This is a genomic window from Streptomyces sp. NPDC127068, assembly GCF_042724695.1.
Taxonomy (GTDB): domain Bacteria; phylum Actinomycetota; class Actinomycetes; order Streptomycetales; family Streptomycetaceae; genus Streptomyces.
This window is the reverse complement of sequence record NZ_JBHXEN010000001.1, coordinates 96752-111473: the sequence shown is the minus strand read 5'-3', so window position 1 is coordinate 111473 and position 14722 is coordinate 96752. Positions and strand designations below refer to the sequence as shown.

The 14722-nt window shown below is 72.5% G+C and carries 14 protein-coding genes and 1 pseudogene; 9 read left to right on the top strand and 6 right to left on the bottom strand.

The genetic code is table 11. The annotated features are described in order from the left end of the window. Window positions 1-25 precede the first annotated feature (25 nt). The gene (locus ACFWIA_RS00475; RefSeq protein ID WP_386999178.1) at window positions 26-583 is read left to right on the top strand and encodes a hypothetical protein; all 558 of its coding nucleotides are present in this window, start codon (window positions 26-28) and stop codon (window positions 581-583) included. Between the two features lie 40 nt (window positions 584-623). On the opposite strand, the gene ACFWIA_RS00470 is transcribed toward ACFWIA_RS00475, so the two are convergent. From ACFWIA_RS00470 to ACFWIA_RS00460, 3 genes are all read right to left on the bottom strand, one after another. After that, window positions 624-998: a hypothetical protein gene (locus ACFWIA_RS00470; RefSeq protein WP_386998855.1), complete on the bottom strand. Its 375-nt coding sequence runs from the start codon at window positions 996-998 to the stop codon at window positions 624-626. 74 nt (window positions 999-1072) lie between these two features. Continuing rightward, a complete protein-coding gene (locus tag ACFWIA_RS00465) occupies window positions 1073-1579 on the bottom strand; it encodes a roadblock/LC7 domain-containing protein (protein ID WP_386998853.1) in 507 nt (168 codons plus the stop codon). A gap of 184 nt (window positions 1580-1763) precedes the next feature. Then, entirely contained in the window at window positions 1764-2180 is a 417-nt protein-coding gene (locus tag ACFWIA_RS00460; RefSeq protein WP_386998851.1) for a hypothetical protein, read from the bottom strand. A gap of 423 nt (window positions 2181-2603) precedes the next feature. On the opposite strand from ACFWIA_RS00460, the gene ACFWIA_RS00455 reads away from it, so the two are divergent. Continuing rightward, window positions 2604-3737, top strand: coding sequence for a carboxylesterase family protein (locus ACFWIA_RS00455; RefSeq protein WP_386998849.1), 1134 nt, complete (start codon window positions 2604-2606; stop codon window positions 3735-3737). A 53-nt stretch (window positions 3738-3790) separates the two neighbouring features. On the opposite strand, the gene ACFWIA_RS00450 is transcribed toward ACFWIA_RS00455, so the two are convergent. Then, window positions 3791-5230 (bottom strand): diaminopimelate decarboxylase, encoded by a 1440-nt coding sequence (locus ACFWIA_RS00450; RefSeq protein WP_386998847.1) that lies wholly within the window; start codon window positions 5228-5230, stop codon window positions 3791-3793. 155 nt (window positions 5231-5385) lie between these two features. Between ACFWIA_RS00450 and hutU the strand changes: the two genes are divergently transcribed. The 3 genes from hutU to ACFWIA_RS00435 are packed head-to-tail and all read left to right on the top strand — an operon-like array spanning window position 5386 to window position 9628. Then, window positions 5386-7053 carry a urocanate hydratase gene (gene hutU, locus ACFWIA_RS00445; protein ID WP_386998845.1) on the top strand — a complete coding sequence of 556 codons (1668 nt, stop codon included), beginning with the start codon at window positions 5386-5388 and terminating at the stop codon, window positions 7051-7053. Then, the gene (locus ACFWIA_RS00440) at window positions 7050-8270 is read left to right on the top strand and encodes an allantoate amidohydrolase (protein ID WP_386998843.1); all 1221 of its coding nucleotides are present in this window, start codon (window positions 7050-7052) and stop codon (window positions 8268-8270) included. Before hutU ends, ACFWIA_RS00440 begins: the two co-directional genes overlap by 4 nt. After that, window positions 8261-9628 (top strand): formimidoylglutamate deiminase, encoded by a 1368-nt coding sequence (locus ACFWIA_RS00435; protein WP_386998841.1) that lies wholly within the window; start codon window positions 8261-8263, stop codon window positions 9626-9628. Before ACFWIA_RS00440 ends, ACFWIA_RS00435 begins: the two co-directional genes overlap by 10 nt. 374 nt (window positions 9629-10002) lie before the next feature. Here the strand turns inward: ACFWIA_RS00435 and ACFWIA_RS00430 are convergent, their stop codons facing one another. After that, entirely contained in the window at window positions 10003-10566 is a 564-nt protein-coding gene (locus ACFWIA_RS00430) for a dihydrofolate reductase family protein (RefSeq protein ID WP_386998839.1), read from the bottom strand. Between the two features lie 106 nt (window positions 10567-10672). Beyond that, a complete protein-coding gene (locus ACFWIA_RS00425) occupies window positions 10673-11275 on the bottom strand; it encodes a TlpA family protein disulfide reductase (protein ID WP_386998837.1) in 603 nt (200 codons plus the stop codon). Window positions 11276-11565: 290 nt separating this feature from the next. Between ACFWIA_RS00425 and ACFWIA_RS00420 the strand changes: the two genes are divergently transcribed. From ACFWIA_RS00420 to ACFWIA_RS00405, 4 genes and pseudogenes are all read left to right on the top strand, one after another. Continuing rightward, window positions 11566-11745: a hypothetical protein gene (locus tag ACFWIA_RS00420; RefSeq protein WP_386998836.1), complete on the top strand. Its 180-nt coding sequence runs from the start codon at window positions 11566-11568 to the stop codon at window positions 11743-11745. Between the two features lie 942 nt (window positions 11746-12687). Further along, window positions 12688-13713 (top strand): annotated as a pseudogene (locus tag ACFWIA_RS00415) (sensor histidine kinase); the annotation flags it as partial. Between the two features lie 184 nt (window positions 13714-13897). After that, window positions 13898-14107: a hypothetical protein gene (locus ACFWIA_RS00410; protein WP_386998834.1), complete on the top strand. Its 210-nt coding sequence runs from the start codon at window positions 13898-13900 to the stop codon at window positions 14105-14107. Continuing rightward, complete coding sequence (locus ACFWIA_RS00405; protein ID WP_386998832.1) at window positions 14091-14615, top strand: DUF6879 family protein; 525 nt, start codon at window positions 14091-14093, stop codon at window positions 14613-14615. Before ACFWIA_RS00410 ends, ACFWIA_RS00405 begins: the two co-directional genes overlap by 17 nt. The last annotated feature ends 107 nt before the right edge of the window (window positions 14616-14722 follow it).

Genomic DNA, 14722 nt, shown 5'->3' with positions numbered 1-14722 from the left:
CCGCGGCGGCCAGGGGAACCAGGTCCTGGCACGGGTCGCCGTCGTGGTGCGCGCGGGCGCCGCACCCCTGTGGTGGACGGGCGTACTGGCCGCCGGGCTCGGCCTCCTCGTACCGGGCCTGACGGGGCGCCGCATCGGCGTCCTCGCGGGCGCCGCACTGTTCCTGATCGCCGCGGCGGCCGTGGGGTGGACGGGCTTTCGCCGGTACGCGGAGCTGGCCGGTACCGCGACCCGCGCCGCCCGGCACGACCTGCTCCAGGACCGGGCGGTCACCCTGCGGGCCTGGCGGCGGGGCCACCTCTGGTGGCTCGGCGCCGCGCTGCTGCTCGCCGTGGGGTCCTCGTTCGTGCTGCCCTCCGCCGTGGGCATGCTGCTCGCCGGAGCGGGCGTCGGGCTGTGGTGGAAGGCCGACCGGATCGGTCGTCGGGAGAGCGCCGACGGCGTCCTGCTGTGGGTCCGCACCGACCGTCTGAACGCCCGGGGCGGACGGCCCGCGGGCGCCGCCGTGCCGGAGTACCGCACCACGGGACAGGGCGCGGGCGACGCCGCCCCCGGTGGGGCGCGCCGCCGCGCCCACGCCTGAGCTGCTCCGGGCGCCCGAGCCGTTCCGGTGCCCTTCGGGGTCAGACCTCCAACTCGGACTCGATGCGCCGCAGTTGGTGGCGGGCCATCGCCAGGTTGGCGCGGCCCTTGTCCAGTGCGAGGTACAGGAACAGCCCGGTGTGGCCGCGGCCCCTGATGAGCCGGATCAGGTGGTACTGGGTGCCCAGGGAGATCAGGATGTCCTCGATCTCGTCCTGGAGGCCCAGGAGTTCCATGGTCCGCAGTTTGGAGCGGACCACGTCGGTGTTGCCGGCGGCGGCGACCGCGAGGTCGAAGTCCTTGCCGCCGCCTATCGTCCCGAGGGCCATTCCGCTGGTGTAGTCGACGAGGGCCGCGCCGATGACCCCCTCGATCGAGGTCGTCGCGTCCTTCAGGGCGTTCTCGGTGGTGCTCATGTCCGGTGCTCCTCGTTGGCTGGCTGGCTGGCTGTTGGCCGGCTGCGCGGGTACGTGGTGTCGCGGGTGGTGGTTCAGAAGCCGTTCGGTCGGCGCGGGGGGCCCACCGGGCGGGGCGGTAGGGGTGGCCGGTGGCCCGTCTGCGTCGGGGGCCCGGGTGTCCCGTGCATGATCGGGGGGCCGCCCGGTCCGGGTGCGGTGGGCGGTCGGGTCGCCGCCGCGACGAGTTCGCCGATCCGCGTGCTGCACCGGCGGCCCTCCAGATGGAGGCGGCCCACGTTCACCCGGGCCTCGGCGAGCAGGGTGAGCACGGCGGACGGGCCCGCCGCGTAGGTGGCCGCGTAACCGTCGGTGCCGCGCACCAACAGTTCGCGGAAGGGGCCCCGGCCGGTCGCCTCGGTCAGTCGGCTGCCCACGCCGAGGGCCGCGGCGGTGAGGGCGGCTACCCCGTCGGCCTCCACCCCCTCGGCGTCCTGGGCGAGGACGAGCCCGTCGGCGCTGGCGGCGAGCGCCCCGGTGATCTGGGGGACCCGGGCGCGCAGTCGCAGCAGTTCGTCGAGTACGTCGGCTTCGACGGCCATCAACTGTCTCCTCTCGGCGCGCTGTCGGAGCGCGAAGAGCTTCATGAGGCCGGGCGGCGGCGCGTTTCGGGGACGGTGGTGGTGGCTGGCGTGGGGGCGGTCGTGCGGTGACGGATGCCGGTGCGGGCACGGGCGCCGACCCCGGCATGGGCACTGGCACGGCCGCGGGCGCCGGTGCGGGCGCTCACTCCAGGACCAGCCGTCGTACGAGGTCGCGCAGTCTGAGGCGGGCCATCGCCAGATTGCCGGTGTCCCGGTCGAGCCACAGGTACAGGAAGGCCCGGGAGTCGAACGTCGGCTCCGCGAAGTGCATCAGGTGGTAGGCGGACCCCGTGGTGACCAGCAGGTCTTCCACGGCGGGAGCCCGTACGGGTGCGGGCAGGTCACCGAGCGGGGCGCGGTGCCCGGGGGGTGCGAAGACGGTGTACTCGGCGGCGGCGCGGGCCATCTCCGCGGTCTCCGCGGCCGTCGCTTCGTGGTCGCCGTTCGCGGACTCCCCGATGGAGCCGAGGGCGAGTCCGCTGGTCCAGTCGACGAGGGCCGCTCCCCGGGCGCCGGGCAGGGTCATCGCTTCCAGTAGGCACGCATCGATTCCGGGCACGCCGGTTCCCTCCCCTTGGCCGCTTGGGCGCGGTGGCGTGAGTCCCGGGACGCATGTGGTGTCCCGGTGTCCGGGAGGCTACGCAACGCACATCTGTTTGGGGGGCCTCTGGCATTTTCCTCTGGAACATGCGCGAGAACGATCAAATTTGATCGTGGAAGGAGCTATTCCGGTCGCATTTTGAACGAACTGCTAGGGCGCTTGCCACGCCGCGGCGCCCCTCGGCAGGCCAGCGGCCCGCGGTGGGGGTGCCTCCGCGTAGGACACGCTGTGCACTCAACTCGCCTCAGAGTCATGGATATTGCCCCTATAGGGTGGATGCATCGCCCAAGGGTGAGCGTCCTTGGGCCTGCGTGTCGACTCATGCTCGTACGACGGGCGATGCCCCCGGCGACCCGACGGCCGTCGATCTGGAGGAGAACCGTGAACGGAAGCCTCAGAAGGATCCTCGTGGCGACGACGCTCTGCGGACTGGCGGTGGCGGCCGGCCCACCCGGAGGCGCCGTGGCCGCGCCCGGGCCGGGTGCGGCCCCGACCGCCACGACGGCCCCGACGGCGGACTGCCCCGCTCAGCCGTGGGTCGGCGGATTGCGCCTCGCCACCTCGGTGGCGCCCGACGACACCCGCACGAGCACGGTGCTCCACCCCGAAGTCGACGGTCCGAAGATGCAGTGCGGGGCCAAGGAGACCACCCTCCGCAAGGACATCACCTACGCGACCGTCCCGGGAGCCGGTGGGCAGCCGCGCGAGCTGAAACTCGACGTCCTGACGCCGACGACGGGCGGTCCCCGTCCGCTCGTCGTGTTCCTGCCCGGCGGCGGGTTCGTCACGGCGAACAAGTCCAGCTCCCTCGGGCGGCGCACGCACCTCGCCGAACAGGGCTACGTGGTGGCGTCGATCGAGTACCGCACGATCCGGGACGAGGCGACCTACGTGGACGGCGTGGCGGACGCCAAGGCCGCGATCAGGTTCCTGCGGGCACACGCCGCCGAGTACGGCATCGACCCGAGCGAGGTCGCCGTCTTCGGCGAGTCCGCCGGCGGGTACCTGGCGTCGATGGTCGGCACGACCGGCGGCGTGCAGAGGTTCGACACGGGCGCGCACCTGGACCGGAGCAGCCGGGTCCGGGCGGTGGTCAACTGGTACGGACCGTCCGACCTGGCGGAGCTCGCCGCCGACTTCGATCCGGCGACCCGTGCGGCCCATGAGGATTCCACCGACAGCGCCGCGGTGAAGTACGTCCTGGGTCCGAACGACCCGACCCGGCTCCGGGACGCGCCGGCCGCCGTCGCCGCGGCCGACCCCGCCACCTACGCGGGGCCCGGCGATGCCGCGTTCACGCACTTCCACGGCACCGACGACCGGGTCATCTCGCCGAGTCAGACCGTGCTGCTCCACCACGCCCTGCTGGCGAGGGGGGTACCGACCGCGAGGTTCGCGCTCCAGGACGCCGGCCACGGTCCCGTCGTTCCCGCAGGGGACACCTCCGCTCGGATGTGGGAGACCCAACACGTGATCCGCCACGTCACGAGCTTCCTGCGGTGGCAGCTGCACTGACCCGGTCCGCGCGTAGCGGGCGGGGCGCGCCGGCGGGTGGGGGAGGGGCTGCCTCAGAACAGCAGGCCCTCGCCGTACGCTCCGCCCGACTCGGCCACCACCTCGCTGATCGTCTGCGCCGCCCGCACCCGGGCGAAGCGCACCCGTACCCCGGCCTCCTCGATCAGGAATCCGTGGACCGCCGGCCGGGGCAGCGAGTTGTACGCGTAGGGGTGCGCGAAGGCGTAGCCGCCGGTGTCGAGCGCGGCGACGTGGTCGCCCGGCGCGAGCAGCGGTAGCGCGCGCTCCCGGGCGAGCAGGTCACCCGCGAAGCAGGCGGGGCCCGCGACGTCCTGGACCTCGACGGACCCGGTCGACGGCCGCCCCTGCGCGTCGTACGCGGCGACCCGCAACGGCCACTGCTCCGGGGCGTAGACGGTGCGCGCCGCGATCTGCGCGCCCGCATGGGTGACCGCGATCCGTCGCCCGCCCGCCGACTTGGTGTACTCGACCCGGGTGAGCACCAGTCCGTGCTTGGCCACCAGCGCCCGTCCGAACTCGGTCACCAGCCCGTACCGTCCGTCGAACAGTCCCGGTACCCGGTGGGCCAACAGCCGTGCGTACTCCGCGAACCCCGGGCCCCGCTCGTCGGAGGTGAAGTCGACGGGCAGTCCGCCGCCGATGTCCACGGTGTCCACCTGCTGTCGACCCGCCCGCGCATTGACCTCCTCGGCGAGTGCGTACGTCTGGGCGACGCCTTCGGCCAGCAGCTCCAGGGGCACCCCCTGCGAACCGGTGTGGACGTGCAACCGGGTGAGCCAGGGGCGGTCCAGGAAGGCGCGCACCACCCCGTCGCGCGCCCCCGGGTCCCGTAGCGCCACACCGAACTTGGCGGTCGCGGTGGCGGTGGACAGGGCGTCGATCGAGCCCGCGCCGACCTGCGGGTTCACCCGTAGCCCGAGGGGCGGCAGACCGTGGGCGCCGTCCCCGCCCACCCGGTCGACCAGCTCGTCCAGCCGGGCGAGTTCCTGTCGACTGTCGGCGTTCACGGCGATGCCGAGGGTCAGCGCCTCGCGCAGTTCGGCGGGCGTCTTGGCGGGGGAGTCGAGGACGGTGTGCGCCGCGGCCGTTCCGGCGACCCGGGCGAGGGCGAGTTCGCCGGGGCTCGCGACCTCCGCGCCGACGCCCTCGTCCCGCAGCAGCCGCACCACCGCGACCAGGGGGCACGCCTTGACCGCGAAGGTGTGGAGCACCCGGGTGCCCGGGGCGGTGACCTGGTCGAACGCGGTGTGCAGTGCGCGGGCGCCGGCGCGGATGCCCGTCACGTCCAGCAGCGCCACGAGCGGCTCCCCGGGGCCCACGAGCCCCTGCGCGACCGCTGCCCGTACGGCGGCGTTCCGTCGCGCGACGGCGGCGGGGCCGTGGCTGGCGGGACCGGGGGCGGCGGGGCCGTGGGGGGCGGGGCTGCTGGTGTCGGAGGGGGCCGGGCGCGGGTCCGATGGGCGTTCCGTCATGGGCCCAGCGAACCACCGCGACGGCTGCCGGGACCCGAACCGCACCCTATTGACTAGCTCTATTCATGGGATCAGGATGTGAATGGAATTCGCCATGGGCAGCCGCACCCCGGCCCGCGACACCCGGCACGGCACCCCGTCCGAGGAGGCAGACCATGTCAGGACCCCGCCCCGTACGAGCAGCGCGCGGCACGGAACTGAGCGCCCTGGGGTGGCAGCAGGAGGCCGCGCTGCGGATGCTCCAGAACAACCTCGACCCCGAGGTGGCCGAACACCCCGACCGGCTCGTCGTCTACGGCGGCACCGGCAAGGCCGCCCGCGACTGGGCCTCCTACGACGCCATGGTCCGCACCCTGCGCACCCTGAAGCAGGACGAGACGATGCTCGTCCAATCGGGCCGCCCGGTCGGGGTGATGACCACCCACGAATGGGCGCCCCGGGTGCTCATCGCCAACTCCCACCTGGTCGGCGACTGGGCCAACTGGGACGAGTTCCGCCGCCTCGAAGCCCTCGGGCTCACCATGTACGGGCAGATGACCGCCGGTTCCTGGATCTACATCGGCACCCAGGGCATCCTCCAGGGCACCTACGAGACCTTCGCCGCGGTCGCCGCCAAGCGGTTCGGCGGCACCCTCGCCGGGACGATCACCCTCACCGCGGGGCTCGGCGGCATGGGCGGCGCCCAACCCCTCGCCGTCACCATGAACGACGGGGTGGCGATCTGCATCGACTGCGACCCACGGGCCATCGAGCGCCGGATCGCCCACCGGTACCTCGACGTGCGGGCGGACTCCCCCGCGCACGCCCTGCGCCTCGCGGTCGAGGCCCGCGACGCCCGCCGCCCGCTCTCCATCGGCCTCCTCGGCAACGCCGCGGACCTCCTGCCCCAACTGCTCGCCGAGGGCGCGCCGATCGACGTCGTCACCGACCAGACCTCCGCCCACGACCCGCTCGCCTACCTCCCGGTCGGCGTGGACTTCGCGGACATGGCGACCTACGCTGCCGAGCGGCCCGCCGAGTTCACCGCCCGGGCCCGGGAGTCCATGGCCCGGCACGTGGCAGCCATGGTCGGCTTCCTGGACGCGGGCGCCGAGGTCTTCGACTACGGGAACAGCATCCGCGGCGAGGCCCAACTCCACGGCTACGAGCGCGCGTTCGACTTCCCGGGTTTCGTGCCCGCCTACATCCGACCGTTGTTCTGCGAGGGGCGCGGCCCGTTCCGCTGGGCGGCGCTGTCCGGCGACCCGAAGGACATCGCCGCCACCGACCGCGCGGTCCTCGACCTGTTCCCGGAGAACGAGTCGCTGCGCCGCTGGATCAGCCTCGCCCGGGACCGGGTCCACTACCAGGGCCTGCCCGCCCGGATCTGCTGGCTCGGTTACGGCGAACGGGACCGGGCCGGGGAACGCTTCAACGACATGGTCGCCAGCGGTGAACTGTCCGCGCCCGTCGTCATCGGCCGGGACCACCTGGACTGCGGATCGGTCGCCTCCCCGTACCGGGAGACCGAGGCCATGCGCGACGGCTCCGACGCCATCGCCGACTGGCCGCTGCTGAACGCCATGGTCAACGTGGCCTCGGGCGCCTCCTGGGTCTCCCTCCACCACGGCGGCGGGGTGGGCATGGGCCGCTCGATCCACGCCGGGCAGGTCACCGTCGCGGACGGCACGCCGCTCGCGGGCGAGAAGATCCGCCGGGTGCTCACCAACGACCCCGGGATGGGCGTGATCCGCCACGTCGACGCCGGCTACGAGGAGGCCGAACGGGTCGCGGCGGCGCAGGACGTGCGCGTCCCCATGCGGGAGGGGCGGGCGGACGCATGAGCTTCCACCAGATGTGGGGCGAGCTCGCCCCGCTCGGCCGGGACCCCCGCACCGGCGGCTACCGCCGCTTCGCCTGGACGGGCGCCGACGCCGAGTGCCGTGCCTGGTTCCGTGAGCAGGCCGGGCGGCGCGGACTCGCCCAGGAGACCGACCGCAACGGCAACCAGTGGGCGTGGCTCGGCGATCCGACCCGGGGCGACGCCGTGGTGACCGGCTCGCACCTCGACTCGGTCCCCGACGGCGGCGCCTTCGACGGCCCCCTCGGCATCGTCTCCGCCTTCGCCGCGCTGGACGAACTCCGCGGCAGGGGAGTCGAGTTCCGCCGGCCGCTCGCGATCGTCAACTTCGGTGACGAGGAGGGCGCCCGCTTCGGTCTCGCCTGCGTCGGCTCCCGGCTCGCCGCCGGCCGCCTCACCCGGGCGGAGGCGTTCGCGCTCACCGACGCGGAGGGCACCACCCTGCCCGCGGCGATGGAGGCCGCCGGGTACGACCCCGAGACTCTCGGCCCCGACCCCGAGCGGCTGGCCCGGATCGGCGCCTTCGTGGAACTCCACGTCGAACAGGGGCGGGCGCTCGACCTGACCGGCGACCCGGTCGGCGTGGCCTCCGCGATCTGGCCGCACGGCCGCTGGCGCTTCGACTTCCGGGGCGAGGCCAACCACGCCGGCACCACCCGGATCGAGGACCGCCGCGACCCGATGCTCCCGTACGCGGAGACCGTGCTCGCGGCCCGCCGGGCGGCCCGGCTCGCGGGCGCCGTCGCCACCTTCGGCAAGGTCGCCGTCGCCCCCAACGGCGTCAACGCCGTGCCGTCCCTCGTCCAGGGCTGGCTGGACTCGCGCGCCACCGACCAGCCCACCCTCGACCGGGTCGTCGCCGAGATCGAACGGGCCGCCCACGAGCACGCCGGACGGCACGGCGTCGACCTCGCCGTGGCCCGTGAATCGTTCACCCCCGTGGTGGAGTTCGCACACGCCCTCCGTGACGAACTGGGCCGGCTGCTCACCCGCTGCGGCAGCCGCCCGCCGGTCCCCGTCCTCGGCACGGGCGCGGGACACGACGCCGGAATCCTCTCCGGGAGCGTCCCGACCGCGATGCTGTTCGTGCGCAACCCCACCGGCGTCTCCCACTCCCCGGCCGAACGGGCGACCGAGGACGACTGCCTGGCGGGGGTGGCCGCGCTCACCGACGTACTGGAAGGACTCGCATGCCGATGACGGCGGACCTGGGCGGCGGCGTGCCGCGTACGTACTGGTTGGAGTACGCCTGGCTGGAGAGGGCCGCCGAACCGGGCGTCCTGCTGCGGACCGGACCTGGCGGACGCATCGACACGGTCCGCACCGGGGTCGCCGCCCCGCCCCCGGGCGTCGAAGTCCTGCGGGGCCTGACGCTGCCCGGTCTCGCCAACGCCCACTCGCACGCCTTCCACCGGGCGCTGCGCGGCACCGTCCAAGCCGGGGCGGGCACCTTCTGGACCTGGCGGGAGGTCATGTACTCGGTGGCCGACCGGCTGGACCCGGACACCTACCTGGCGCTGGCCCGCGCGGTGTACGCGGAGATGGCCCTCGCCGGGATCACCGTCGTCGGGGAGTTCCACTACCTCCACCACGCCCCGGGCGGCACCCGCTACGGCGACCCCAACGCGATGGGCGAGGCCCTGATCCAGGCGGCGGCCGACGCCGGCATCCGCATCACGCTGCTGGACACCGCGTACCTTTCCGCCGGCTTCGGCGAACCCCCCACCCACCACCAGCTCCGCTTCTCGGACGGTTCCACCGGGGCGTGGGCCGAGCGCGTCGACGCCCTGCGGGAGTCACCGCACACCCGCATCGGCGCGGCGATCCACTCGGTCCGGGCCGTGCCCGTCGACCAGTTCCCCGCCGTCACGCAGTGGGCCGCCGAGCGCGGGGCGCCCCTGCACGTGCACGTCTCGGAACAGCCCGCGGAGAACGAGGGCTCCCTGCGCGCGTACGGCTGCACGCCCGTCCGGCTCCTCGCCGACCACGGGGTCCTCGGCCCCCGCACCACCGGCGTCCACCACACCCACCTCACCCCCGCGGACATCGAGCTGATCGGCTCGCGGTCGACCGGCACCTGCATGTGCCCGACCACCGAACGCGACCTCGCCGACGGCATCGGCCGGGCCCGCGACCTCCAGAAGGCGGGTTCACCGCTCTGCCTCGGCTCCGACAGCCACGCCGTGATCGACCTGCTGGAGGAGGCCCGGGCGCTCGAACTGAACGAACGGCTCCGCACCCGCATCCGGGGCCACTGGACCACGGCCGCACTGTTGCGGGCCGCGTCCCCCGACGGGTACGCGGCCCTCGGCTGGCCCGACGGCGGCACGCTCGCGCCGGGCGCCCTCGCCGACTTCACCACCGTCGCCCTCGACAGCGTCCGCACGGCGGGTCCGCCGCCCCGGCTGGTGGCCGAGGCGGTCGTCTTCGCCGGCACGGCCGCGGACGTGCGCCACACCGTGGTTGCCGGGCGGCACGTGGTCCGCGACGGTGTCCACACCCTCGTCCCCGAGCCGGCGCGGGTGCTGCGCGAGGCGATCGCGGCGCTGAAGGAGTAGGGCCACCCCTTCGGTACGTCCCCCTCTGCGCGGTTCCGCTCGGGCGTGCGCTGGTCCCGTGCGGGTGCGTCGTGGCTGCTCGCGCAGTTCCCCGCGCCCCCTATCGGGCGCGATCTGGTGGGCGTCTGGTGTTCCCAACGGGCGGGCGGATCTGCTCCGGTGAGACCCGCCCCCGATAGGGGCGCGGGGAACTGCGCAAAACCACCGCGCACCCGCACAGGGACAGCGCACGCCCACCAGATCGCACCCGATAGGGGCGCGGGGAACTGCGCAAAGCCACCGCGCACCCGCACAGAACAACGCACCACCAGGGGGACGTACCCGAAGGGGCGCGGGGAACTGCGCGGGCAACCCCCCGCGCGCCCGCCACCCGCTCAGGACCGCTTCGGCTCCAGCCGCAGCGCGGTGATGCCGCAGGCGAACGGCCGGGCGTCGACGAGCCGGAAGCCGCGGTACGCGCCCGGCCCCCCGAAGACGGGCATCCCGCCACCGAGCGCCACCGGGTTGACGAACACGTGCAGCTCGTCGATCAGCTGACGTGCAATCAGCTCAGCCACCAGGGTGCCGCCCCCGTAGACGATGAGGTCCCCACCGGCCCGCTCCTTCAGCCGGGTGACGGTCTCCGTCAGGTCGCCGCCCTCGATCACCGTGTTCTCCCACGGCGATGCGGTCAGGGTGCGGGAGATCACGACCTTGTGCGCCCGGTTGATCTGGTCGACGGCCTCCTTGGGCTCGTCCTCGGGCCCGGCCGCCCAGTGCGGGATGAAGCCCTCGGCGAGCTTGCGGCCCAGCACGATGGTGTCGACCCGCTCGGCCAGCCCGGTCGTGTACGCACTGATGTCCTCGCCCTCCGGGTACGTCAGCCAGTCCATCTCCCCGTTCGGGCCGGACATGTAGCCGTCGACGCTCATCTGCACCTGGAGCTTGAACGTGCGCATGGTGGTTCCTCTCGGTCTCGCCGTCCTGATCTGCCCTCAGCTTGCCGACAGCCGCTTACGGATCGCTTACGGTCGCCTTCCGCCGTACGCGACGGGCTGGCGCCGCCTACCTCTTCGGTGTGAGCAACGGGTCTATCATCCGGCGTAGATGCCGCTCGTCGAGGTCGCCGATCTTGCTCGCCGCGACCTTGCCGTTCCGGTCGATGACGACGGTCGAGGGAATGCTCTGCGGGTGCAGATAGCCCTTGGGGAAGCGCAACAGGAGCTTGCCCGCGGGGTCGTAGAAGCTCGGGTACGGGACGCCGTACTCCTCCTCGAAGGCGCGGGCCGGTCCCTTGCCCGGGTCACGGGTGTTGATGCCCACGAACGCCACGCCACGGTCCTCGGTCCGTTCGGCCGCCTTGACGAGGTGCTTGGCCTCGGCGCGGCACGGCACGCACCACGACCCCCACACATTGACGACGACGACCTTGCCCGCGTACTGCGGTCCCCCCAGGTCCAGCCGCTCGCCGTCCAGCGTCTCGCCGCGCAACTCCGGTGCGTCCGGACGCTCCTCCTCGACCACCGTCCGAATGCCGAGCCCGTCGACCGCGGAGCCCCCGCCGCCACCCGAGCCCGCCGCCCCGCTGCACGCGGTCAGGGCGAGAGCGGCGAGCACCGCTCCGAGGGCCGGCAGGACGGGGCGCGCGGCGCGGGCAGGCAGATCCATGCGGGGAGTCTCGCACGCGGCGCGAATCCGACTCCGTCCCGCCCCGTTGATCGTCAATGCCCGGTTGTCCAAGGGGCGCTCCGAGAATGCGCTGAAAACCGTGGGCGCCACGGAATAGGTATGGACCACTCGGTCCGTCGGGTCCGTGGAAAAGTGTTCCCACTTGCACGGGAACACCCCGTTCCCGGCCGGGAACACCTTTCCCACGGGTGACACTGAGATCACCGTAAGACGGCCCCGGTGCTCCCGTTCGTCCGCGTGCGGAGCGCCCCGTGTCCAGGAGGGTTCACGTGAATCGATCTCTGCTGACCCCGCGCTCGGCGTTGGTTCTGCTGTTGGGTGTTCTCGTCGGTGTGGGAGCAGGGATACTGACCGTCCATTCCCGCGGCGGCGACCATGCACAGCCGGTCATGGTAGGGGTGGCGGCATTCGCCGCGGCCGTGGCGTTCTTCAACTCCATCATCGATTAGGCGCACTTCCCGGAGTCAATGATCAAATGCGGGAACAGGCACGATCCGTCCGCGCAGCACCGCGGAACGACACGGTCGAGCAACACACGACATCGAACTGCGCACGCGTCCGGGTTCTTCGACGAACGTCCCGGGGAGGTCGGGGAGGAGACGGTGGTGACGGAAGACGCTGATCACGAGGAACCGTGCTTCGACGAGGTGGAGGGGCGCCAGTCGCTGTCGTCGAAGCTGAGTCCGCAGGCACGGGACCTGGCGTTGGCCCTGCGCCGTCTGATGAAGGGATCGGGCCAGTCGCAACGCCAGTTCGTGGCCTATCACGACATCAGCACCGCCGCGGTCTCCCGCTATCTGAGCGGAGAACGCATTCCGCGGAAGGACTTCCTCGACTGGCTGCTCACGTCGGCCTGCAAGGCCCGCGGGGTGGAGGTCAGCGCACAGGCGCGGAGCAGGCTGTACCAACTGCACCTCGATGCGTTGCAGACGGAGAACCCGGCCCGGTACCAGGAGCAGTTGGCCATGGACCGACTGGAGGACGCCGTCATGCACGAGGGGGAGCTGGAACTCGAACGCGGCGAACTGCGGACGGCCGTCGCGGGGGAGCGACGGGAGCTCCGGGAACTCGCCTCGCAGCTCCGTGAGGTCGAGGCGGCGCAGCAGCGGGAACGGGGCCTGCTGCGGGTGGACCTGGAACGGCACCGGGCGCGCAAGGAGGAGCTGGAGGGGGCGTGCACCCGCCTGCGGGACAAGGTCACCCATCTGGAGAAGCGGCTGCGCGAGGCCGAGCAGGAACGGGACGGCGTACGGGTGCGCTGCAAGTTGCTGGAAGCGGAACTGGCCGTCGCCCAGGAGGCGGCCGAGCGGGAGGAACAGCAACGGCAGGAGCGGCAGGAGCAGCGGCGCCGGGCCGAGGCCGCCGAACGGGCCGACCGGCACCGGGAGGACCTGGAGAGCGCCGAGCGGGAGGCCCGGCTGGTGCGTCAGGCAGCCGCCCGCCAGGCCGCCGCCCAGCTGGAGGAGGCCCGGGCCCGGGCGAACGACCTGGTGCAGGAGGCGACGTTACGGGCCACGAAGGTCCGCCCCACGGTGCTCAAGCGTTCCACCGCATTACGTCAACTGCGGGAAGCCGCCGAGGAGATGGCCGAGCAGCGGCTGCCCGAACTGGCCGAGAAGCTCTCCTGGGCCGAATCCGACGACGTGGACGCCTTCGTGCGTTCCGTCGGCATCCACAGCCAGGACGACGTCGGGCAGGCGGCCCGGGCTTTGGACTCGGTGCACCGCGCCTCGGTGCAGATGGCCGTCGACCAGGCCGTGCTGCGCCGGAACCTCAACACGATGCTCGCCAACCTCTCGCGGCGCTGCCTGGACCTGGTCCGGCGCCAGCTCACGGTGATCTCCGCGCTGGAGTCCCGCGAGGCCGACCCCCGCCAACTCGCCTCGCTGTTCCAACTGGACCACCTTGCGACCCGCATGCGCCGCAACGGCGAGAACCTGCTCGTCCTCGCGGGCGAGGAGCCCGGCCGCTACTGGACCCGTCCGGCGCCACTGGTCGACGTGTTGCGCGCCGCGGCCTCCGAGGTGGAACAGTACGAGCGGATCGCGATGTGGCTGGTACCGGACACCGAGGTCGCCGCGCGCGTCGTCAACGACCTGGTGCACCTGCTCGCCGAACTCCTGGAGAACGCCACCTCGTTCTCCTCGCCGCAGACCAAGGTCAAGGTCACCGGGCACGCCCTGCCCGACGGTCGGGTGCTCATCGAGATCAACGACACCGGCATCGGCCTCTCCCCGGAAGCACTGCTCGCGATCAACGAACGCCTGGCCGCCCCGCCGACCGTGGACGTGTCGGTCTCCCGCCGCATGGGCCTGTTCGTGGTCGGCCGACTGTCCCAACGCCACGGCATCCGCGTCCAGTTGCGCCCCTCGGACTCCGGCGGCACCACGGCCCTGGTGATGCTCCCCGCCGGCGTCATCCGGGCTCGGGGCGACGGGACGGCGACGCGAACCGGCCCTTCCCCGACGGAGGCGTGACCGGGCGCCAAGATCATCTACCCGACAACGCGCATATCGGCGAAGTGTCATAGACCGGCCGTCTGCGGTGGGCATACCGTCCTCGTGGCAGCAGGGACCCGCCCTGCGATCGAGGAGGGACGACATGGCGCGTGAGGAACTGATCCGCCTCACCGGCAACACGGGCGGACCCACCTGTGACGACGATGATTGCCCGAACGTCTACCGGACCAGGAGGGGGTCGTTCGTCGTCCAGGGCGACGCGTCCGACGCGTTCACCCCGTCTGCCGGGGAAGGGCTGGTCGAGATCCCCGAGCACGTCCTGAGGGAGGCCGTCCGTGCTCTTGGCTGGTGAGGACTGGCGTCGCTTCTTCGACGCCTTCGAGCGCGAAGCGTGGCGGTTCGAGGCGCAGCCCACGTACACCATGCCCAACGAGCAGGAGAACGTGGCCCGCTTCCTGCGAGGTGAGGACAAGCCCGCGGACCACAACGCCCGCTGGCACGAACGGGTGCGCGGATACGTGGAATCCGGCAAGCGCATCGGCCGGGTCCGCATCGTGCAGCAGTCGCTCACCGACTACCAGCGGTACCAGTTCGCCTGGGGCATCCCCGGGAACATCGCGGCCGGTGAAGACATTCGTATCCTGGATGTGACGGAAACTGATTTCCGGTTGCCGATCCCTGGGCAGGATTGGTGGATGTTCGATGACGTCCGCATCGCCCACCTGAACTTCCGCCCGGACGGAACCCAGATCAATCGTGAATCATACGAAGGCGATCTCGGGCCCTATCGGGCGTGGCAGCACACGGCCCTGGAGCACGCAGTTCATTTCGAGGAGTACGTGAAGGGTCTTGACGCTTGACCCCAGCCAGCTAGGTCGGTCAAGAGGAGACCTGGCAGAAACACTCCGCAGCATGCGCGAGCGGGCTGGCCGCACCCAGGTCTGGCTCGCTCGCCGCTGCCATTTTC